Annotated in this window: 15 protein-coding genes and 1 pseudogene; 8 read left to right on the top strand and 8 right to left on the bottom strand. The window is 68.9% G+C overall.

Features of this window, described 5'->3' with window-relative positions; all coding sequences use genetic code 11:
• Position 1 precedes the first annotated feature (1 nt).
• Positions 2-961 carry an NAD(P)H-hydrate dehydratase gene (locus F1643_RS19745; protein WP_370540718.1) on the top strand — a complete coding sequence of 320 codons (960 nt, stop codon included), beginning with the start codon at positions 2-4 and terminating at the stop codon, positions 959-961.
• Between the two features lie 5 nt (positions 962-966).
• Here the strand turns inward: F1643_RS19745 and F1643_RS19740 are convergent, their stop codons facing one another.
• Positions 967-1,713 carry a ribonuclease T2 gene (locus F1643_RS19740; protein WP_194914964.1) on the bottom strand — a complete coding sequence of 249 codons (747 nt, stop codon included), beginning with the start codon at positions 1,711-1,713 and terminating at the stop codon, positions 967-969.
• 167 nt (positions 1,714-1,880) lie between these two features.
• Here F1643_RS19740 and aat point away from each other — a divergent pair, with 167 nt between their 5' ends.
• Positions 1,881-2,525 carry a leucyl/phenylalanyl-tRNA--protein transferase gene (aat, locus tag F1643_RS19735; RefSeq protein ID WP_206692587.1) on the top strand — a complete coding sequence of 215 codons (645 nt, stop codon included), beginning with the start codon at positions 1,881-1,883 and terminating at the stop codon, positions 2,523-2,525.
• Here aat and F1643_RS19730 read toward each other — a convergent pair.
• The 4 genes from F1643_RS19730 to F1643_RS19715 all read right to left on the bottom strand — a co-directional run bounded on the left by F1643_RS19730 (position 2,522) and on the right by F1643_RS19715 (position 8,363).
• Positions 2,522-3,649, bottom strand: coding sequence for an anhydro-N-acetylmuramic acid kinase (locus F1643_RS19730; RefSeq protein ID WP_194914963.1), 1,128 nt, complete (start codon positions 3,647-3,649; stop codon positions 2,522-2,524). The two genes, aat and F1643_RS19730, sit on opposite strands and share 4 nt — an antisense overlap.
• A gap of 91 nt (positions 3,650-3,740) precedes the next feature.
• The gene (locus F1643_RS19725; protein WP_194914962.1) at positions 3,741-4,604 is read right to left on the bottom strand and encodes a hypothetical protein; all 864 of its coding nucleotides are present in this window, start codon (positions 4,602-4,604) and stop codon (positions 3,741-3,743) included.
• A gap of 216 nt (positions 4,605-4,820) precedes the next feature.
• Positions 4,821-5,285 (bottom strand): thioredoxin-dependent thiol peroxidase, encoded by a 465-nt coding sequence (gene bcp, locus F1643_RS19720; protein WP_111067034.1) that lies wholly within the window; start codon positions 5,283-5,285, stop codon positions 4,821-4,823.
• A 57-nt stretch (positions 5,286-5,342) separates the two neighbouring features.
• The gene (locus F1643_RS19715; protein WP_194914961.1) at positions 5,343-8,363 is read right to left on the bottom strand and encodes a bifunctional [glutamine synthetase] adenylyltransferase/[glutamine synthetase]-adenylyl-L-tyrosine phosphorylase; all 3,021 of its coding nucleotides are present in this window, start codon (positions 8,361-8,363) and stop codon (positions 5,343-5,345) included.
• A gap of 120 nt (positions 8,364-8,483) precedes the next feature.
• Between F1643_RS19715 and F1643_RS19710 the strand changes: the two genes are divergently transcribed.
• Complete coding sequence (locus F1643_RS19710; protein ID WP_194914960.1) at positions 8,484-12,200, top strand: DUF3971 domain-containing protein; 3,717 nt, start codon at positions 8,484-8,486, stop codon at positions 12,198-12,200.
• Positions 12,201-12,415: 215 nt separating this feature from the next.
• Here the strand turns inward: F1643_RS19710 and tyrS are convergent, their stop codons facing one another.
• A complete protein-coding gene (gene tyrS, locus F1643_RS19705) occupies positions 12,416-13,684 on the bottom strand; it encodes a tyrosine--tRNA ligase (RefSeq protein ID WP_194914959.1) in 1,269 nt (422 codons plus the stop codon).
• A 581-nt stretch (positions 13,685-14,265) separates the two neighbouring features.
• Here tyrS and bfr (F1643_RS19700) point away from each other — a divergent pair.
• Together bfr (F1643_RS19700) and bfr (F1643_RS19695) are read left to right on the top strand one after the other, a co-directional pair.
• Entirely contained in the window at positions 14,266-14,748 is a 483-nt protein-coding gene (gene bfr / locus F1643_RS19700; RefSeq protein ID WP_149222295.1) for a bacterioferritin, read from the top strand.
• Between the two features lie 14 nt (positions 14,749-14,762).
• A complete protein-coding gene (gene bfr, locus F1643_RS19695; protein ID WP_194914958.1) occupies positions 14,763-15,242 on the top strand; it encodes a bacterioferritin in 480 nt (159 codons plus the stop codon).
• A gap of 225 nt (positions 15,243-15,467) precedes the next feature.
• Here bfr (F1643_RS19695) and parA read toward each other — a convergent pair whose 3' ends face one another.
• Positions 15,468-16,112: a ParA family partition ATPase gene (parA, locus tag F1643_RS19690; protein WP_194914957.1), complete on the bottom strand. Its 645-nt coding sequence runs from the start codon at positions 16,110-16,112 to the stop codon at positions 15,468-15,470.
• Between the two features lie 130 nt (positions 16,113-16,242).
• Between parA and F1643_RS19685 the strand changes: the two genes are divergently transcribed.
• From F1643_RS19685 to leuC, 3 genes are all read left to right on the top strand, one after another.
• Positions 16,243-17,238: an L-threonylcarbamoyladenylate synthase gene (locus F1643_RS19685; protein ID WP_194914956.1), complete on the top strand. Its 996-nt coding sequence runs from the start codon at positions 16,243-16,245 to the stop codon at positions 17,236-17,238.
• Positions 17,239-17,348: 110 nt separating this feature from the next.
• Complete coding sequence (locus tag F1643_RS19680; RefSeq protein WP_194914955.1) at positions 17,349-18,767, top strand: FAD-binding oxidoreductase; 1,419 nt, start codon at positions 17,349-17,351, stop codon at positions 18,765-18,767.
• A gap of 141 nt (positions 18,768-18,908) precedes the next feature.
• Positions 18,909-20,312, top strand: a complete 1,404-nt coding sequence (gene leuC / locus F1643_RS19675) for a 3-isopropylmalate dehydratase large subunit (protein WP_194914952.1) — start codon at positions 18,909-18,911, stop codon at positions 20,310-20,312.
• 208 nt (positions 20,313-20,520) lie between these two features.
• On the opposite strand, the pseudogene F1643_RS19670 reads toward leuC, so the two are convergent.
• A pseudogene (locus F1643_RS19670) lies at positions 20,521-20,745 on the bottom strand (branched-chain amino acid ABC transporter permease); the annotation flags it as partial.

Raw genomic sequence — 20,745 nt, 5'->3', positions numbered from 1 at the left:
CGTGAAGCCCGCCCCCGTGGCTCCCGACGAGGAAACTCCCGTCACCGCCGAGTTGCTGCGCGACATGCCCCTGCCCCAACCGGACGGGGACGGCGACAAGGAAACCCGTGGCCGGGTGCTGGTTATTGCCGGCAGCGTGCCGGTGCCGGGCGGCGCCCTGCTGGCCGGAATCGGCGCCCTGCGGGCGGGCGCCGGCAAACTGCAGATCGCCACCGCAGCCAGCATCGCCCCGCATCTGGGTCTCGCCCTGCCCGAGGCGCTCGTCGCTGCCTTGCCGGAAACGGCGGAGGGCGGCATCGCCGCCGAGTCGGGCGCGGCGCTGGCCGAGCGGGCATCGCGCTGCGACACCGTGCTGGTCGGCCCCGGCATGATGGATGAGGCGGCGGTGGCGAAGTTGACCGCCCATCTGCTGACGCGCCTGGACCCGGCTGGGGATCCGGCGCTGAGTTTGGCCGGCGGAGGACCGCGCTTCGTGCTGGATGCGGCGGCGCTGGCCGGGCTGGGCCGCGACCCGGGACCGGTGCAGAGGCACGCCGGCCGTGTGGTGATCACCCCCCATGCCGGCGAAATGGCCGGGCTGCTGGGCTGCTCCCGCGAACAGGTGGAGGCCGACCCGCTCGCCACCGCCCGGCGGGTGGCGGCCCACCTGAAGGCGGTGGTGGCGCTGAAGGGGAGCTGCACCCGCATCGTCACGCCCGAAGGCCGTGCCTGGGCCTATCGCGGCGGCACGGTGGGGCTCGCCACCTCCGGTTCCGGCGATACGCTGGCCGGGATCGTCGCCGGCCTGCTGGCGCGCGGCGCCAGCCCGGAGCAGGCCGCCGTCTGGGGCGTCTACCTGCATGGCGAAGCCGGCAACCGCCTGAGCCGCCGGATCGGCCCTCTCGGCTTCCTCGCCCGCGAACTGCTGGCGGAAATCCCGGCGGCGATGGCGGCCCTGGCCGAGGGGGCGGAAAGCGATTGACCGCCTCAACGCGCCGGGGCGCTGGCCGGAGCGGGCGCCGCGGCCGGGGCCGACGGCAGGGCCGGGGTGGCGGGGACGGCGTTGAACGTCCGGGGCTGGGCCGGCGCAACCTCGGCCGACAGGGCGGCGTCGCGGTCGCGGCAGCGGTCGACCACCTTCTGGCCGCAGTTCATGAAGCCCAGATCCTTGTTCAGGCAGACCCTGACCTCCGACACGTCGCGGCGGGAGCAGATCACCGCCACCCCCTCCGCCGTCAGGCCGGGATTGGCCTCCAGGAACAGGCGCTCCACCTGGACGGCCGGCACGGTCGGACCGGGCGCCTTCAGCGGATCGGGAATCGCGACCTTGGCTGCGGCGGCGCGCAGCTTGGCGAAATAATCGGTGGCGTTCAGGCCGGAGCAGGTCCCGTGCTTGCGCCACTGGTGCATCATCAGCCCGACGCTGGGCATCACCGTCATGGTCTGGTCCACCACCGCCTTAGGCACGTTGCGGTCGCGAGTACAGGTTGCGGGATAGCTGCCGTCAGTGTATTGCGGCCACAGGCCATGGACGACGAAGCCGTATTTCCGCTCGCCGCACTGGTCGGGATCGGGGCCGTTCCTGTCGCGGGCGCAGTAGGTCGGCGACCAGGACAGCGACAAGATGTAGTAATCGAAGGCGCCCGGCTCCGCCTTTCTCTGCGCCCAGGAGGGGCTGGCGACGAACAGTCCGGCAACCAGAACGGACAGGGCGGCGACGACGGCGCTGCGCATGACGAGTCTTCCCACGGCTGTGCTTCCCAGCGTTGCATACCATGGAAGGAGGTTGCTGTCGCGGGGTCTCGACACCAGTATCACTCCGCCGGACGGCTGGCTCCCGCCTTCGGCATCGGTGTTTCCCCACCATCGCCTGCGTCGCTTCATCGGGTATAGTCATCGGCATGTTCACCTTGTCCGCCCCGATGCTTCTGCGCGCCTATGCCGCCGGTATCTTCCCGATGGCCGAAAGCGCGGAGTCGCGGGAACTCCACTGGTTCGATCCGGAGCGCCGCGGCATCCTGCCGCTGGACGCCTTCCATGTGCCGCGCAGCCTGCGCAAGACCCTGCGCCGCGGCCCGTTCGAACTGCGCTTCGACAGCGCCTTCCGCGCCGTGATCGAAGGCTGCGCCGAATCGACGGAGGATCGGCCGAAGACCTGGATCAACGACGACATCATCCGTCTCTACGGCGAACTGTTCGACGCCGGCTTCGCCCACAGCGTGGAATGCTGGCGCGACGGCCGGCTGGTCGGCGGGCTCTACGGGGTGTCGATCGGCGGCGCCTATTTCGGCGAAAGCATGTTCAGCCGCGAGACCGGGGCCAGCAAGGTGGCGTTGGTCCATCTGGTCGCCCGCCTGCGCGCCGCCGGATTTGCCCTGCTCGACACCCAGTTCGTGACCGAACATCTCTGTCGCTTCGGCGCCGTCGAGATTCCCCGCACCGAATACCGCCGCCGCCTTGCCGCCGCGACGGAGCGCAAGACCGACTTCCGCGCGGTGGACCAGCAGGCGGCGCTGGCGGATCTGCTGGAGTCGGCGTCGGGTTAGCCGGCCGGGTGGAACACGCCCCCGCATTGGGGGGCCGGCACGCCGGTGGTCGCCGGCAGGCTGAGCGGCAGCCCGAGCCGGCTGCGCACCGCGAGATAGCCGAAGGCCTGGGCTTCCAGCGCGTCGCCGTCCCAACCGACCAGATCGGCCGAGTCGACGGGCACCCCCAGCCGGTCGGCCAGCATCGCCATCAGCGTGGCGTTGTGGCGGCCGCCGCCGCAGACCAGCCAGCGCACCGGCGGGGCCGGCAGGTGGGCCACCACACGGGCGACCGAGTCGGCAGTAAAGGCGGTCAGGGTCGCGGCGCCATCGGCGACGGACAGGGCGGCCACCGGCGCGGGGTCGAAGGCGTCGCGGTCCAGCGACTTGGGCGCAGGGCGGTCGAACCAGGGATGGGCCATCAGGGCGGCCAGCGCCGGACCATCCACTTGGCCGGTTGCCGCCAGCGCCCCGCCGGCATCGAAGCGGCCGAGGCCATGGCGCAGAATCCAATCGTCGATCAGGGCGTTGCCCGGCCCGGTGTCGCAGGCCACGGCCTCCGCCTCTCCCTCCGACTCCGAAGTCTCGGGACCGATCCAGCTGACGTTGGCGACGCCGCCGATGTTGAGGACGGCGAGCGGGCGTGGCAGGCCATGCGCCAGCGCGCGATGGAACAGCGGGACCAGCGGTGCCCCCTGGCCGCCCGCGGCCACGTCGGCGCTGCGGAAGTCGTTGACCACGGCGATGCCGGTCGCCGCAGCCAGCCGGGCGCCGTCGCCGATCTGCCGGGTGATCCGCCGGTCCGGGTCGTGATGGATGGTGTGGCCGTGGAAACCGATCAGCTCGACCTCGGCCGGCGCGACGCCCGCCTGATCCAGCAGACGACGCACCGCGTCGGCATGGGCGTCGGTCAGCTCGCGCTCGACCTCCGCCACCGGCCCGCCATGGTCGGTCCTGCCGAGGCAGCCGCGCAGCCGCGCGCGGAAGCCGTCGTCATAGGGGATGGTCAGGAAGGAGAGCGCCTCCACCCGGTCACGCCCGTCGGTGCGCAGCAGGGCAGCGTCGATGCCGTCCATCGACGTGCCGCTCATCAGGCCGACGACGGTCCGCAGCCCCTCCCCGACATTTCCCTCCCGGTTCTTCATCGTCCGCTCCGCGCCCGCCTTGGTGAGGGGGCGCAGTCTAGAATCTGTCGGACGCTTATCAAAGCATCCGACAGACTTCAGGCTTTTGGAGCTAGCTGAGCCAAAGCTGCAGCATCAGCCGGTCGCGGTTGGCCGGCGGCACGGCGCGGTGGTAGCAGGAAGTGTCCTCCAGGAAGCCGGTGCCGGCCGGCCCCTCCACCAGCAGGATGCGGTCGCGGGCGAAGCGGGCGAACAGCTCCTCGTCGCGGGCATTGGCGGAGCCCAGCAGCATACGCAGCGACTTGCCGTGGTGGCTGCCGCGGACCAGCTCATGCTCCCCCGCACCGGGGCTGACGTCGGTCAGGTAGAACTGGGCCGAGCAGAAATGGAAGTCGTGGACGTCGAAATGCCAGTCGATGGTCTGGCCCAGTTGCCGGCGCTCGGCGTCGCTGGCGTCGGTGACGAAGCTCCAGAACAGACGCGGGATGATCTTGGTCGGACGGAATCCCAGGAAGGCCCCGGCGCATTCCATCAGCAGCGGGTCGCGGCAGACCCGGCGCACCGCCGGGCAGTCCAGCGGATCGGGAACGATGCCCATCACCGCGGGCGAGCCGTCGGCAAGCCGGCCCTTGTGCACGTCGTGACGGTAGAACATACGCTCGTCACGCAGCCGCCGCTGCAGGGGAGAATGGGTGGCGAACTCCACCATCTCCTCCACCATCGCCCAGGGCAGGTCGAAGCCCATGGCGATCGAGTCGCGACGCAGGTCGGCCAGCGCCCGCTCCGCGGTCTGGCCGGCGAACAGGCTGACCGGAAGGGTGGGCAAGGCGACGGGTGGGCCGGCCGGGGCACGCTGCCGCGACCGCGGGGACAGGCGGCGCAAGGCGCTGTAACCGCGCCGGATCGACTCGAAGCGGCCGAGCGCATAATGAAGCTCTCCGGCGACGAGGCGCCGGGCAATGTTCGCAACGTTCATTGATGGTGCATCCCTGGGGCAGCCGAAGGACCAAAACCGCGGTGGGTTGCGCGGCCACTGGTGCGGGAATGCACGGAGTGTATGCAGTTTTGGGGCGATTCTAAAAATGCCCTTGTGGCGTAAACCCTCGCGCCGGAGGAATAGCCGGGGCGGCGGGGTGCCCATCCCGTACGGTTCATGCCGGGAGAAAATGGAACCCCGCCTTCACGCGACAGGTTACAGCGCCTGCACGGCCTTCAGCACCGCCGCGACATGGCCGGTCACCTTCACCTTGCGCCAGACGTTGCGGACCACGCCGTCCTTGTCGATCAGGAAGGTGGCGCGGTCGATGCCCATGTATTTGCGTCCGTACATGCTCTTCTCGACCCAGGTGCCGTAGGCCTCGCAGACGCTGCCGTCTGTGTCGGAGGCGAGCGTGAAGGTCAGCTCATGCTTGGCCTTGAACTTGTCGTGGCTGGCGACGCTGTCCTTGGACACGCCGATCACCACCGCATCGACGGCGGAAAAGTCGGGCAGCTGATCGCGGAAGCCGCAGGCCTCCGAGGTGCAGCCCGACGTGTCGTCCTTGGGGTAGAAATACAGAACCACCGGCTTGCCGCGCAGGGCCGACAGCGTGACGCTGCCCCCGCCGTCGGTCGGCATGGTGAAGTCCGGGGCGGGCGATCCGACGTCTACGGTCATGGCTGCTCGAATGTCCTTCTTCTTGCCGGCTGGGGAAGCGGCGGGTGGATCCGGCCCTCAGGCCGGAGGCGTGGTCGTGTTGGGTGGGGCCAGACGGCCCGCCGGTTCCTCGACCAGGGCCTTGAAATGACCATGGGCGCGGGCGGCGACGGCACGGATTCTGTGGTCCAGTTCGGGGAAGTCAACAGCGCCAGGCTCACGCTCGCCAGGAAAGCCGGCGCGGACCAGCCCGGCCAGCAGGCTGGGCGACACCTGGTTGGGGTCCAGCACCCCGGCGGTGGTCAGCCGCAGGAAACCCTGCACCCGCCGCCAGACCCGCAGCGTCGCTTCCAGATCCGCCGCCACGTCCGCATCCAGGGCACCGGTGCGGGCGGCGCATTGCAGCGCCTTGGCGGTGCCGATGTGCAGGATGTCCGGCCGCTCATGACCGAAACGCAGCTGCAGGTACTGGGCGATGAACTCGATGTCGATCAGGCCGCCGCGGGCATACTTCACGTTCCAGACATTGGTCGTCCCGAACTCCTTCTCGATTCGCCGCCGCATGTCGGCGACGTCCCACAGCAGCCGGTCGGCATCGCGCGGCGCCGTCAGCACCGAGCGGATGGCGGTGCAAACCCGGTCGGCCAGGGCGGGATCGCCGCCGATCACCCGGGCGCGGGTCAGCGCCATGTGTTCCCAGGTCCAGGCGTCGGTCGTCTGGTATTTCAGGAAGGCGTCCAGCGAGGTGGCGAGCGGCCCGGCATTGCCGGACGGACGCAGCCGCATGTCCACCTCGTAGAGCCGCCCATCGCCCATCGGGGCGGTGATGGCGTTGGTCAGCCGCTGGGTCAGCTTGATGTAATACTCGTTGGGCGACAGCGGCTTGGCGCCGTCGGAGAGGCGCGGTCCCTCGCCGCCCCCTTGGCCCTGCGCCACGTCGTAGATCACGATCAGGTCGATGTCGGACGTGACGGTCAGCTGCCGGCTGCCCAGCTTGCCCATCGCCACCACCACCCAGGCGCCGCCGGGAATGCGTCCATGGCGCTGGGCGAACTCCTCCTCCACCCGGCGGGCAAGGTCGGGAACGACGATGTCGGCGAGGTCGGCCAGGAAGGCGCCGCAGCGGTCGCCATCGGTGATCCCGCGCAGAATGTGGACCCCGGCGCGGAAGCGCTGGTCGTTGGTCCAGCGCCGCGACAGGGTCAGCGCATCCTCGAAATCGCGGGACGCCGCCATCACGCGGGCATGGTCGTCGGCCAGCCCGTCCTCCTTGCCCGGCAGCGGATCGAAGAAGTCCGGCGACAGCACGGCGTCCAGCAGCGACGGGTTGCGCGACAGGGTCTTCGCCATCTGCGGCGCGATGCCCATGATCTCCGCCACCAGCTCCAGCAGCCAGGGATTGGCGACGAACAGGGAGAACAGCCCGACGCCGGCCGGCAGCTTGCCGAGGAAATCGTCGAAGTTCATCAGCGCCGCATCGGGGGCCGGCGTCTTGGCCAGCGCGCTCAGCAGGGCCGGCGTCAGTTCCGTCAGCAGCTCCCGCGCCCGGCCGGAGCGGGTGGCGCGGTAGCGGCCGCGGTGCCAGGCCGACACCACGTTGATGACGCGGGCTGCGTCGGCAAAGCCCATGCCGCTCAGCGTCTCCACCGTGCCGGGATCGGGATCGGTGCCGGTGAAGACGAGGTTGCCGGGACCGGAAAGCGACGGCGCCTCCTCGAACAGTTCGGCATAGCGGTCCTCGACCTGCCCCAGCGTCGCCAGCAGTTCCGCCCGGAAGGCGTCCGGGTCGTCATAGCCGAGGAATGCCGCCAGATGCGCCACCCCGGCATCGTCGGCGGGAATACGGTGGGTCTGCTGGTCGTCGATCATCTGGATGCGATGTTCGACACGGCGCAGGAAATGATAGGCCCCCGCAAGATCCTCCACCGTCTGGGCCGGCACGCGCCCGACGTCGCGCAGCGCCTCGTTCGCCATCAGCGTCGGGGCGATGCGCACGCGCGGGTCGCGGCCGCCGAAGATCAGCTGCTGGGTCTGGGCGAAGAACTCGATCTCGCGGATGCCGCCGCGGCCGACCTTGATGTCGTGGCCGTTGACCGTCACTTCGCGGTGGCCCTTGTGGGCGTTGATCTGGCGCTTGATCGAATGGATGTCCTGGATGGCGGCGAAATCCAGGTTGCGGCGCCAGACGAAGGGCTCCAGGAAGCGGATGAAGGACGCCCCCGCCTCCGGGTCGCCGGCAATGGGGCGGGCCTTGATCATCGCCGCGCGTTCCCAGTTCTGGCCGACGCTGCCGTAATAAATTTCGGCCGCCGAAACGGAAACCGCCAGCGGCGTGGCGCCGGGGTCCGGCCTAAGCCGAAGGTCGGTGCGGAAGACGTAGCCGTCCTTGGTGCGTTCATCCATAATGCGGACAAGATCGCGTGCGAGCCTGATGAAAGTTCGCGCGAGGTTGTCCGGCTGGGGCGTCTGCACAACAGCGTCGTCGTACAGGACGATCAGGTCGATGTCGCTGGAATAGTTGAGTTCGCGCCCGCCAAGCTTGCCCATGCCCAACACGATCAGACCTGAGCCGATCCACGGTCGCTGCGGATCCGGCAGCGTCAGCGTCCCCGCTTCCGCGGCGCGGCGCAGCAGGAAATTCGCGGCCAGCTGCACCCCCGTCTCCGCCAGCTCCGACAGGGCGCCGGTGACGCGGAACAGCGGCCACACCCCGGCGATGTCGGCCAGCGCGATCAGCAGCGCCGCCCGCCGCTTCGCCACCCGCAACCCGGCCATCAGCCGGTCCATCGACTTTTCCCCGTCATGCTCGGCATGGAGCGCGGCGATCAGCCCGGCGAAGCCGGCGTCGAACCCGTCCTCCATCACCCGGCGGACGAAGGGCAGTTCCCGCGTCAGGATGTGGCCGAGATACGGGCTGTTGCCGCACACCGCATCGACCAGTGCACGGCCGGGTTCCGAATCGGCGAAAGCCTCCGCCCAGGCCCGCGTCTCCGGCTCCGCGGCGGCGGCCTGCTGGCGCCAGCGCTCCACCCCCAGCGCCGCCTGCGCGGCGTCGAAGGGCTTCGGCAAGGGGGCGGGGAACGGGACGGGGCTGGACATGGGAACGATCTTTCCTGCTCAAAACATGTGCAGAAAGCTGCACGCGTCGGGAGAGAACGTCAATCGGGCCGATTCGCGCGCCCTCTCCTCCCTCCCCCTCTCCTCCCGTCATGGTGCCCGATGATCCGGCGCACTGCGAAGATTCTCGGCCTGACGCTGACCGGGATCGGGGCCGTGGCGCTGGCGGCGGGCGGGCTGTTCGCCTGGCGGCTGTCGCAGGGGCCGATCGCGCTCGACCCGCTGATCCCCTATGTCGAGGAGGCGCTGGGCGACCGTGACGGCCGGTTCCGCATCGATGTCGGCGAGCTGGTGCTGTCGCTGGAGGATGAGGACACGCTGGAAAGCGGCGGCGGACGGCGTCTCGACCTGCGTGCCCGGCGGGTGCAGGCGCTGAATGCCGAAGGGGCGGAGCTGGCCGCGGTGCCGGAGATGGGTATCGGCCTCTCCGTCGCGGCGCTGCTGCGCGGCACGCTGTCGCCGACGCGCCTCGATCTGGTCCGGCCGCGCCTCAGCGTGCTGCGGCGGGCGGACGGCAGCATCGCCTTCGACGTGCGGTCCGACACGGACTCGGTGCAGAAGCGGGAAAGCGAGGGTCCCGACCTGCTGGACGAGGCGCTGGACAGCCTGCGCCGGCCGCCCGACATCGACCGGCCGCTGGGGCTGCTGCGCCGGCTTTCGGTGGTGGGTGCCGATCTGCGGATCGAGAACCGCATGCTGGATCTTTCCTGGCATGCGACCCGCGCCGACATGATCCTGACCCGCGACGCCGAGGGCGCCCAGGGCCGCGCCCGCCTGACCCTCGATCTCGGTACGCAAGACCAGGGGGATGCGAACCGGCGCCCGGTGACCGTCGCCGCCTCCGGCCATTTCAACGTCGCCGACTCCACCACCGACCTGACCCTGTCCGTCGAAGGCCTGGAGCCGGCGGCGCTGGCGGAGGTCGGGCCGGCGCTGGCCCCGCTGGCCGCGGTGAAGCTTCCGCTGTCGGGCACGGTCACGGCGAGGCTCGATCCCCGGTTCGAGCCGTCGACGCTCGACCTGAACCTGCGCGGCGGTGCCGGCACCGTCGCACTGCCCGCCCTGCGGCCGGAACCGCTCGCCGTGCAGAGCGTGGCCTTGCGCGGCAGCCTGGACGTTCCGGGACGGCGACTGCGCCTGGACGACCTGTCGCTGATGGCGGCGTCTGCGGACGGCGGCGAACCGCTGACGCTGAACGGCCGGGGCGCGCTGACGGAGACCGGCCGGGGCCGCGACCTCCAGGCATCGCTGTCGCTGACCGCCGGCGGCCGGACCGCCGGGCTGGAGTTGTCGGGGCAGCAGGGACCCGGCAAGGACGGGCGCGCCGCGGCGCGCCTGACCGGCGTCACTCCCGCGGCGCTCGCCGGCATCGCCCCGATGCTGGAGCCGCTGAAGGCCGCCGCCCTGCCGCTGTCCGGCACCGTGGAAATCGCCTTCGATCCGTCCCTGCAACCGACCTCCGGCAAGGCCGACCTCACCGCCGGCCGAGGGCATCTGCACCGTGCGGACCTGTTCGAAGGGCCGGTGCCCGTCGAGTCGGCCCGGCTGCGCCTGCATGGCGACCGCGACCGCATCGAACTGGACGGCCTGACGGCGGTGCTTGGCGAAGCCGGCGGGCCGCAGCCGCGGGTGGAGGCCAGCGGCACCGCCCTGCGCCGGGGCGACCGCATTGCGGTGGAGGCGCAGGCGAGCGCGCGTGGCATGGCGCTGGACGAGTTGCGCCGCTACTGGCCGAAGATCGCCGGCCCCAATGCGCGGGAGTGGGTGACCACCAACCTGTCCCGCGGCACGGTGACGGAGGCGCGCGCCGAGGTGGCGCTGTCGCTGCCGCTCGACCGGCCGGCCGAGCCGGAGATGACGCGCTTTCTGGCGACCATGGCCGGCGAGGACATCAGCGTCCGCTATTTCCACGACCTTACGCCGGTGACCGGCGCCGGAATGGAGGCGACCACCGACGGCCAGACCTTCACCATCCAGACCAAGGGCGGACGAATCGCCGATCCGAAATCGGGCGACATCGAGATCGGCGACGGCAAGGTGGTGATCGGCGGGCTGGACACCGGCAAGGAGACGATGGACATCCGCATTCCGGTCCAGGGGCCGGTGCGCTCCATCCTGACCCTGATCGACATGCCGCCGCTGGGCTATCCCACCAAGCTGGAGATGGACCCGAAGCGCACCCAGGGCACGGCGGAAGCGCAGCTTCACTTCGCCTTCCCGCTGCTGGTCGACCTGAAGGTCGAACAGCTGGACCTGGAGGTGGCCGGAAAGCTGCACAAGGTGGCGGTGGAAAAGGTGGCGGCCGGAATGAACGCCACCGAGGGCGAGCTGTCGCTGGCGCTCGACCTCAAGGCCATGCAGATCAAGGGCGCCACCAAGCTGGACGGCATCCCCGTGACCGTGGACTGGAACGAATCCTTCGACAGCACGGCCAAGGGTCCGCGCACCCGCATCGCGGTGAAGGGCGATGCCACCGCCGACGACCTGCGCGCCCACGGCATCGACCTGGAAGACCGGGTGCAGGGTCCCTTCGGCGCCGACATCCTGTTCACGGTGGACCGCAAACACAAACTGGCGCTGACGGCGAACCTGAACCTGGAGAAGACCCGGCTGTCCATCGAGGAGCTGGCCTGGGCCAAGCCGCCCGGAAAGCCCGGCACCGGCAAGCTGACGCTGGAGTTCGACAAGGACCGGCCGACCCGCATCAGCAACCTGACCGTCGATGCCGGCGGGCTGAAGGCCGTCACCAACCTGGAACTGGCCGATGGCGGCAAGCGGGTGGCGAAGATCCAGACTCCCAGCTTCAAGCTGGGCCGGACCGACCTGCGCGCCGACCTGACCGTTCTGCCCCCCGCCAAGCCCGGCGGTCCGGCCGGCGGCTATGCCGGCACCATCACCGGCAGCAGCCTGGACGCCCGCGGCCTGACCGGCAAGACGCCCTCCGGCGAAGGCGCCGTCACGCCCGACCCGCAAAAGGCCCGGAGCGGCGACGGACGCAAGACGCCGCTGGACGTCGCCATCAAGTTCGACTCGGTGGTGTTCGGCGAGGGCCGGCGGCTGCGGCAGGTCGCCGGAACCATGCGGCGCGACACCTCGGCCTGGACCCTGCTGGACCTCACCGGGCGCAGCGAGGGCGGCGGCGTGTCGATGAAATGGCGGCCGGGGGCGCAGGGCGTCTATGACCTCGCCATCACCGCCGACGATCTGGGATCCGCCCTGCAGGCGATGGACCTGAACGACCGCATGCGCGGCGGCCGGCTGACCCTGTCCGGCCGGTCGGTGGAGCCGCGGGCGGATGCCGCCATCGTCGGCAAGGCGGAAATCCTCGACTACACGCTGCTCGACGTGCCGGCCCTGGCACGCATCCTCAACGCCATCTCGCCATCGGGGTTCGCCGAGCTGCTGGGCGGCGGCAAGGGCATCAATTTCGGCCGCATGTCGGCGGAGTTCCGCAAAGAGGGCCGCCTGCTGACCCTGAAGGACCTGCGCACCTCGGGCTCGGCGCTCGGCCTGACGCTGGAGGGACAGGTCGATCTGGAGACGGAGACCGCCAACCTCCGCGGCACCATCGTACCGGTCTATGGCCTGAACCGCCTGATCGGCCAGATCCCGCTGCTGGGCGACGTGCTGAGCGGCGGCGAGGGCCAGGGCATCTTCTCCGCCACATGGCATGTCCAGGGGCCGCTGTCCGACCCCGACGTGTCGGTCAACCCGCTGGCGGTGCTGGCCCCCGGCTTCCTGCGCAACCTGTTCTTCCTGGGCGGCGACGGCACGCCGATGCCCGACACCAAACCGCCGCCGGAAGCGCATACGAGGTGAGGCGTCGGCCCTCTTGCCGCGCTAGCCCCCCACCCTAACCCTCCCCCGCTGGGCGGGGGAGGGGACAAGTACTTGTTCGGAAAGGCGACGGTAGTCCCTCCCCCCCAGCTCTCGCACAAAGCTTTGCTTTGTGCTGACGCGGCAGGCGGACCGTAGGTCCGCTGAGAGCGGGGGAGGATAGGTGGGGGTCTAACGCGGCAAACCGCCAGCGCTCATCACCCCACCTTCACCAGCGCATGCCGCTTCTTGCCGGCGCTGAGCTTCACGACGCCATCCGCGTTCAGGTCCGCCGCCGTCGCCTTCGCCGTCTCGTCGGCGATCGGCCCGTCGTTCAGCTTGGCGCCGCCGCCCTTGATCAGCCGGCGGGCCTCGCCCTTCGACGCGGCCAGACCGGCCGACACAAGCAGGTCCACCACCGGCATCCCGGCTTCCAGATCGGCGCGGGCGACCTCGATGCTGGGCAGACCCTCGGCCGCGGCCCCTTCCTCGAAGGCGCGGCGGGCGGTCTCGGCGGCCTCCAGCGCAGCTTCCTCGCCATGGGCGAGCTTCGTCACCTCGTTGGCGAGGATCTTCTTGGCCTCGTTGATCTCGGCGCCCTGCAGGTTTTCCAGACGGGCGACCTCGTCCAGCGGCAGTTCGGTGTAGAGGCGCAGGAAGCGGCCGACATCGGCATCCTCGGTGTTGCGCCAGTACTGCCAGAAATCGTAGCTGCCGAGCTTGTCGGCGGTCAGCCACACCGCACCGGCGGCGGTCTTGCCCATCTTGGCGCCGGAAGACGTGGTCAGCAGCGGCGTGGTCAGGCCGAACAGCTCCGCCCCGTCGGTGCGGCGGCCGAGTTCGACGCCGTTGACGATGTTGCCCCACTGGTCCGACCCGCCCATCTGCAAACTGCAGCCGTAGCGCCGCTTCAGCTCCACGAAGTCGTAGGCCTGGAGAATCATGTAGTTGAATTCGAGGAAGGTCAGCGGCTGCTCGCGGTCCAGCCGCAGCTTGACCGATTCGAAGGACAGCATGCGGTTGATCGTGAAATGGCGGCCGATGTCGCGCAGCAGCGGGATGTACTTAAGCTCGTCCAGCCAGTCGGCGTTGTTCGCCATCACCGCATCGGTCGGCCCGTCCCCGAAGGTCAGATAGCGGCCGAAGATGCGCTTGATGCCCGCCATGTTGCCGGCGATGACCTCGTCGGTCAGCAGCTGGCGCGCCTCGTCCTTGCCGGACGGGTCGCCGATCTTGGTGGTGCCGCCGCCCATCAGGACGATCGGCTTGTGGCCGGTCTTCTGCAGCCAGCGCAGCATCATGATCGGCAGCAGGCTGCCGACATGCAAGGAGTCCGCGGTGCAGTCGAAGCCGATATAGGCGACGATCGGCCCCTTCTGCGCCCGCTCGTCCAGCGTGGCGAGATCGGTGCACTGATGGATGAACCCACGCTCCTGCAGGGTGCGCAGAAACTCCGAGGCGGGAGCCGAGGAGGAGGTCGTCGTCATGGCCGCAATCCGGCTGTCGTTGGAAAGAAGGGCGAAGCAGGGTCGGAGAAATCCCGCGGTCTGTTAGCACGGAACGGCTCCTGTCTCAATGCGGCGGCCCGATTGCGTCAGGGCAATCGCATATGAAGATCGTGCTCCCTACCAAGGAAACCCGTCATCCCCGCGAAGGCGGGGATCCAGGCTCTTCCACCGGATTCGCTCTGCGAAGTCTGGATCCCCGCCTTCGCGGGGATGACGAAAGTCCTTTCAATGGAACATGGTTTTCAAATGCGATTGCCCTGCCGATTGCGTGGGGGGAACCGGCAAGCGGGCGGGCCTGCTCTCCCGCTCAAGCATCTCTGGGCCGGTGCAAGTCAAAAACCGCAATCCGAGGCGGGGAATTCGCCGCAATCCTCTCCAATCGCAATTGACATTGATTCGCAAAACAGGGAAGCGGGGCTGACTGTATTTTGGGCATCCGGATTCCGCGCCAATTGATAGTGACTATCAACTACATCTCTATTCCAAAGGGATATTTTTATTGTGCGAGTCCTTCAGTTGTGCCAAGGTGCGACAAATCGTCTATTTCGGAGAATGCCACCATGCAAGGCGATCAAGGGGTCCTGGACCGTTTGAACAAGCTGCTCACCGGCGAGCTGAGCGCGGCCGACCAGTATCTGTCCCATGCGCGCACCATGGAGGACATGGGCCTCAAGGCGCTGAGCGAGCGCATCTCGCACGAGCGGGTGGAGGAGCTGGAGCATGCCGACAAGCTGATCCGCCGCATCCTGTTCCTGGAAGGCACGCCCGACGTGGCCAGCCGCGACCCGATTCACATCGGCAAGACCGTTCCGGAGATGATGCGGAACGACCTGAACCTGGAATATGAGGTGGTGGCCGCCCTGAAGGAGGCAATCGCCTATTGCGAGCAGGTGAAGGATTACGACACCCGCCGCATCCTGCTGGAACTGCTGGTCGACACCGAGGAAGACCACGCCCACTGGCTGGAACAGCAGCTTCGCCTGATCGACATGCTCGGCCTGCAGAACTACCTGCAGTCGGCCATGGGCGGCTTCCCGAGCTGAGAGGGGGACGGACCATGAAAGGCAACAGCGACGTCATCGCCCAGCTGCAGGTCGTCCTCAAGGACCAGCTGACGCAGATCAACCAATATTTCCTGCACGCCCGCATGTTGAAGAACTGGGGCGTCAAGGCCCTGGGCAAGTGGGAGTATCACGCCTCCATCGAAGTGATGAAGAGCGCGGACGAAATCATCGAACGCATCCTGTTCATCGAGGCGATCCCCAACCTGCAGGACCTCGGCAAGCTGCACATCGGCGAGGATGTGCCGGAGATTCTGACCAGCGACCTCGCCGCCGAGCGCGAGGCCCGCGACCGCATCGCCCACGCCATCGCCGTGTGCGAGGAGAAGGCCGATTACGTGTCGCGCGACGAACTGTCCGAACTGCTGGAAGAGTCGGAAGAGCGCATCGACTATCTGGAAACCCAGTTGAGCCTGATCGACGACATCGGTCTGCCGAACTACATCCAGTCGGCGATGGGTGAGTTCAAGGAGTGAGGTTGGGGGGCGCTTTGCGGCGCTAGACCCCCACCCTAACCCTCCCCCGCTGGGCGGGGGAGGGGACAAGCGCTTGTTCGGAAGAGTGGCGGCAGTCCCTCCCCCGCCCAGCTCTCGCACAAAGCTATGCTTTGTGCTGACGCGACAGGCGGACCGAAGGTCCGCTGAGAGCGGGGGAGGTTAGGTGGGGGTCTCATTCCCCCGATACCAACCTCTCCCTCCCCCTCAAACCCGCCCCAGAATCTCCTCGGCCAGCGCCTGCATTTCGGCCGCCGCCTGGGTCTTGCGAGCGGCCTCCGTCACCGACAGCCCGGTCATCAACGTGCCGGCATAGGCGGTGCGGTTGCCGACCTGCGCCGCCGCCAGTTCCACCGCCGGCGGGTCGACAAGCTCATGCACCTTGGCGATCAGTTCATCGGCGATGCGGGCTCGCGGCGGAACCCGGTTCAGCACCAGCAGCAGACGGCGCTTCTCCTGCCCGGCCAGATCGATGGTCGGGTGGACCGCCCACAGATCCATCGGGCTCGGCTGCACAGGCGCAATCACCAGCGAGGCGGCGCGGACGGCGATGCGCGCCTCGGTTTGGGCATGGGGCGGGCTGTCGACAACCACGATGTCGTGGCTTCTCGCCAGCTTCTCCACCTCGGCCTGGGTGCGCCAGCCGGTGATCTGCACATGAGTGAAGCCGGGCTGACCGCCGGTGGCCTCCGACCGCACCGCATGCCAGCGTGTCAGGCTACCCTGCGGATCGATGTCGACGGTGGCGACCTTGTACCCCAGCTGCGCCCAGGCGATGGCGAGGTGGGCGGCCAGCGTGGTCTTGCCGGCGCCGCCTTTCTGCTGCGCCACGGTGAAGACCTTGCCCGTCATGCCCGCACCCATCATGTTGTGTTGGTTGATTGCGCACTCCCCTCATAACCTTGGGCATGGCACCGGTGCAACCGCGCGAATTGACCCCCTTCATCATTGACAGCCTCGTCGCGCTGGCTAGAAAGACGCCGTGACCGACCATTCCGCACCCGATACCGGTGAAAAGCGCCCGGCGCTGATCCCGGCCACCCCCACCGGCATCACCCGCGCGGCCGAGCTGCTGCGCGCCGGCCGTCTGGTCGCCTTCCCGACCGAGACGGTCTATGGCCTGGGCGCCGACGCAACCGACGACCGCGCCGTGGCCGCCATCTTCGCCGCCAAGGGCCGGCCGCAGTTCAACCCGCTGATCGTCCATGTGCCCGATCTGGCCGCCGCCCACTCCTGGGGCCTGTTCGACGACCGCGCCCACGATCTGGCGACGCAGTTCTGGCCCGGCCCGCTGACCATGGTCGTGCCGCGCCCGGCCAACTCCGCCCTGTCGCTGCTGGTCAGCGCCGGGCTGGACAGCATCGCCATCCGCGTGCCCAACCATCCGGTTGCCCAGGCCATCCTGCGCGCCGCCGGCAAGCCGATCGCCGCCCCCAGCGCCAACCGCTCCGGCGCCGTCAGCCCGACCACGCCGCATCATGTGCTGGAAAGCCTGGGCGACCGGGTGGATGCCATCGTCGCCGGCGGCAAATGCATGGTCGGGCTGGAGTCCACCGTCATCGACCTGACCGGCCCGGAGGCGGTGCTGCTGCGCCCCGGCGCCGTGCTGCCCGACGAGATGGAACGGCTGATCGGTCCGATCCGCTTGTCGGCCGGCGACCCGACCGCGCCGAAATCGCCCGGCCAGCTGGAAAGCCACTACGCCCCCAACGCTGCGGTGCGCCTGAACGCGTCTTCGGCGGAAGAGGACGAGGCGTTCCTGACCTTCGGTCCCGACCGCTTCGTCTTCGGCGGCACCACCCGCCTGAACCTGAGCCTGGAAGGCGACCTGAACGAGGCCGCGGCCAACCTGTTCTCCCACCTGCGCAGCCTCGACCAGAGCGGAGCGAAGCGCATCGCCGTGATGCCGATCCCGGAGGTAGGGCTCGGACTGGCGATCAACGACCGCCTGCGCCGGGCGGCAGCCCCGCGGAGCTAAACCCTCCCGTGGCGGCAGGTCTGCGCAACAGTTGCATGGAAATGGGGCCGGCTAGATTGTAGAAGTGTCGCGTTTCGATGCCTCCACCTCCATCTGCCGGACTCCGCGCCATGACCAACATCGCCGCCGCTCTCGACCAGATCCGCGCCATCGTCGGCCCATCCGGCATCCTCACCGACGCCGCCGACATGGCGCCCTACCTGTCGGAATGGCGCGGGCGCTTCAAGGGCAACAGCCCGGCGGTGGTCCGTCCGGCCAGCACCGAGGAAGTCGCGGCGGTCGTCAAAATCTGCGCCGAGGCCGGCATCCCCATCGTCCCACAGGGCGGCAACACCAGCCTCGTCGGCGGCTCCATCCCCTATGAGGAGGGTCGCGAAATCGTTCTCAGCCTGTCGCGCATGAACCGCATCCGCGACATCGACACGCTGAACTACACCATGACGGTGGAGGCCGGCGTGGTGCTGACCAGCATCCAGGAGGCAGCGGCCGACGCCGACCGCCTGTTCCCGCTCAGCCTGGGGGCGGAGGGCACGGCGCAGATCGGCGGCCTGATCTCCACCAACGCCGGCGGCATCAACGTCCTGCGCTATGGCAACACCCGCGACCTCGTGCTGGGGCTCGAGGTGGTTCTGGCCGACGGCCGCGTCTGGGACGGCATGCGCCGGCTGCGCAAGAACAACACCGGCTACGACCTGAAGAACCTGTTCGTCGGCGCCGAAGGCACTCTCGGCATCGTCACCGCCGCCGTGCTGAAGCTGTTCCCGCGCCCGCGCCAGTCGATCACCGCCTTCGTCGCCGTGCCCAGCCCCGCCGCCGCCATCGAGCTGCTGGCCCGCCTGCGCGCCGCCTCGGGCGACGCGGTGTCGGCCTTCGAGTTGATGTCGCGCCGCTGCCTGGATTTCGCGCTGAAGCATGTCGCCGGAACCATTGACCCGCTGTCGGAGCCGTCGCCCTGGTACGTCCTGACCGAGTTGACCGCCGGAACCAAGTCCGACTCCTTCCAGGAGACGGTGGAGACCGCGCTGGGCGAGGCGTTCGAGGCGGAACTGGCGACCGACGCCACGCTGGCCCAATCGGACGCCCAGGCCAAGCAGCTGTGGTTCATCCGCGAAGCCATCGTCGAGGCGCAGAAGTTCGAAGGCGGCTCGATCAAGAACGACGTGTCGATCCCGGTTTCCCGCGTCGCCGAGTTCCTCGAACTGGCCGAGGCCGCGGTGGAAAAGTCCTGCCCCGGCATCCGCCCGACCCCCTTCGGCCATGTCGGCGACGGCAACATCCACTTCAACCTCAGCCAGCCCGAGGGTGCCGACACCAAGGCCTATCTCGACCGCTGGGACGAGATCTGCCACGTCGTCAACGAGGTGATCTTCAAGCTCGACGGCTCGATCTCCGCCGAACATGGCGTCGGCCGCTTCAAGAAGGACGAGATGCCGGTCATCAAGGGGCCGGTGGAGTTCGACATGTTGCGCGCCATCAAGGCGACGCTCGATCCCAACGGTCTGCTGAACCCCGGCAAGATGCTGCCGTAAGGGCTTAGCGCGATAGAATGTTGCGGGGGACAGGCTTGCGGCGAAAGACGTATGGCCGCGCTTGTCCCCGGCGCGACACAAGGCTATGGTGCGGCCTCCGATTGTTCTGCGCCTGTCGTACCGCGAGAGAGAGTTTTTCCGATGTCCAAGCCGCGCACTCTGTTCGACAAGATTTGGGACAGCCACGTCGTGCATCGCCAGGACGACGGCACCTGCATCCTCTACATCGACCGCCATCTGGTCCATGAAGTGACCAGCCCGCAGGCGTTCGAAGGACTGCGCGTCGCCGGCCGCAAGGTGCGGCGTCCGGAAGCCACTCTCGCCGTCCCCGACCACAACGTCCCCACCACCGACCGCTCCAAGGGCATCGTGGAGGAGGAAAGCCGGATCCAGGTGGAGACGCTGGACAAGAACGCCCGCGACTTCGGCGTCCGCTATTTCCCGATGGACGACGTCCGCCAGGGCATCGTGCACATCGTCGGCCCGGAACAGGGCTTCACCCTGCCCGGCGCGACCATCGTCTGCGGCGACAGCCACACCGCCACGCACGGTGCCTTCGGCGCCTTGGCCTTCGGCATCGGCACGTCGGAGGTGGAGCATGTGCTGGCCACCCAGACCCTGCTGCAGAAGCCGGCCAAGAACATGCTGATCCGCGTGGACGGTAAGGTGAATCCGGGCGTCACCGCCAAGGACATCGTGCTGGCCATCATCGGCAAGATCGGCACCGCCGGCGGCACCGGCTACGTCATCGAATTCGCGGGCGACGCCATCCGCGACCTGTCGATGGAAGGCCGCATGACCGTCTGCAACATGGCGATCGAAGGCGGCGCCCGCGCCGGCCTGATCGCCCCGGACGAGAAGACTTTCGAATACGTCAAGGGCCGCGCCCTGGCCCCGAAGGCCGGCGCATGGGAGCAGGCCGTCCAGTACTGGAAGACGCTGCCGTCGGACGAGGGTGCGGTCTATGACGCCACCATCGTGCTGAACGCCGCCGACATCGTCCCGCAGGTCACCTGGGGCACCAGCCCGGAAGACGTGCTGCCGATCACCGCGACCGTGCCGAACCCGGCCGAGATCGCCGATGCCGGCAAGCGCGCCGCCGTCGAGCGCTCGCTCGCTTACATGGGCCTGACCCCCGGCCAGCCGCTGACCGAGGTGAAGGTGGACACCGTCTTCATCGGCTCCTGCACCAACGGCCGCATCGAAGACCTGCGCGCCGCCGCCGAGGTCGCCAAGGGCCGCAAGGTCGCCGAGGGCGTGCGCGCCCTGGTGGTTCCCGGTTCGGGGCTGGTCAAGGAGCAGGCCGAGGAAGAGGGTCTGGACAAGATCTTCACCGAGGCCGGCTTCGAGTGGCGCGAGCCGGGCTGCTCCATGTGCCTGGCGATGAACGCCGACCGCCTGGCTCCCGGCGAGCGCAGCGCGTCCACCTCCAACCGCAACTTCGAAGGCCGTCAGGGCCGCGGCGGCCGCACCCACCTCGTCAGCCCGGCGATGGCCGTGGCGGCGGCGGTGACGGGGCATCTGGCGGACGTTCGGGTGCTGTAAGGTCAAGCGGCCCGAGTAAGTTAGACCCCCACCTTAATCCTCCCCCGCTGGGCGGAGGAGGAGACTGGTACTGATGCGGGAGAGTGGAGGCAGTCCCTCCCCGCCCAGCTCTCGCACAAAGCCATGCTTTGTGCTGACGCGACAGGCGGACCATAGGTCCGCTGAGAGCGGGGGAGGTTAGGTGGGGGCATCGCCAGCCGACAACTCCCTAATCCCCCCTGCCCCGTGCCTGCCCCATCAACCCCTGCGGCCGGAAAATCAAGAACAGCGTCAGCAGCCCGAAGGCCACGATGTCCTTGTAGGCGATGGCGAAATAGGCCGACCAGAAGGTCTCCACCAGCCCCAGCAGGGCGCCGCCGAGCATCGCCCCCGGCACCGAGCCGATGCCGCCGACCACCGCCGCGGCCAGCGCCTTGAAGCCGATCAGGTAGCA

Origin of the sequence: Azospirillum sp. INR13, assembly GCF_015390205.1 — a bacterium.
Lineage (GTDB): Bacteria > Pseudomonadota > Alphaproteobacteria > Azospirillales > Azospirillaceae > Azospirillum.
Note: the sequence above shows the minus strand (reverse complement) of the source record. Positions and strands in the feature narration are given on the sequence as shown.

Bases quoted from the DNA above. Each gene is read 5' to 3' on its own strand.
- tyrS (WP_194914959.1), bottom strand. From the start codon at position 13,684: ATGACGACGACCTCCTCCTCGGCTCCCGCCTCGGAGTTTCTGCGCACC.
- F1643_RS19740 (WP_194914964.1), bottom strand. From the start codon at position 1,713: ATGCGCAGCGCCGTCGTCGCCGCCCTGTCCGTTCTGGTTGCCGGACTG.
- F1643_RS19710 (WP_194914960.1), top strand. From the start codon at position 8,484: ATGATCCGGCGCACTGCGAAGATTCTCGGCCTGACGCTGACCGGGATC.
- bcp (WP_111067034.1), bottom strand. From the start codon at position 5,285: ATGACCGTAGACGTCGGATCGCCCGCCCCGGACTTCACCATGCCGACC.
- F1643_RS19680 (WP_194914955.1), top strand. From the start codon at position 17,349: ATGACCAACATCGCCGCCGCTCTCGACCAGATCCGCGCCATCGTCGGC.
- F1643_RS19730 (WP_194914963.1), bottom strand. From the start codon at position 3,649: ATGAAGAACCGGGAGGGAAATGTCGGGGAGGGGCTGCGGACCGTCGTC.
- aat (WP_206692587.1), top strand. From the start codon at position 1,881: ATGTTCACCTTGTCCGCCCCGATGCTTCTGCGCGCCTATGCCGCCGGT.
- leuC (WP_194914952.1), top strand. From the start codon at position 18,909: ATGTCCAAGCCGCGCACTCTGTTCGACAAGATTTGGGACAGCCACGTC.
- parA (WP_194914957.1), bottom strand. From the start codon at position 16,112: ATGACGGGCAAGGTCTTCACCGTGGCGCAGCAGAAAGGCGGCGCCGGC.
- bfr (WP_149222295.1), top strand. From the start codon at position 14,266: ATGCAAGGCGATCAAGGGGTCCTGGACCGTTTGAACAAGCTGCTCACC.
- bfr (WP_194914958.1), top strand. From the start codon at position 14,763: ATGAAAGGCAACAGCGACGTCATCGCCCAGCTGCAGGTCGTCCTCAAG.
- F1643_RS19725 (WP_194914962.1), bottom strand. From the start codon at position 4,604: ATGAACGTTGCGAACATTGCCCGGCGCCTCGTCGCCGGAGAGCTTCAT.
- F1643_RS19715 (WP_194914961.1), bottom strand. From the start codon at position 8,363: ATGTCCAGCCCCGTCCCGTTCCCCGCCCCCTTGCCGAAGCCCTTCGAC.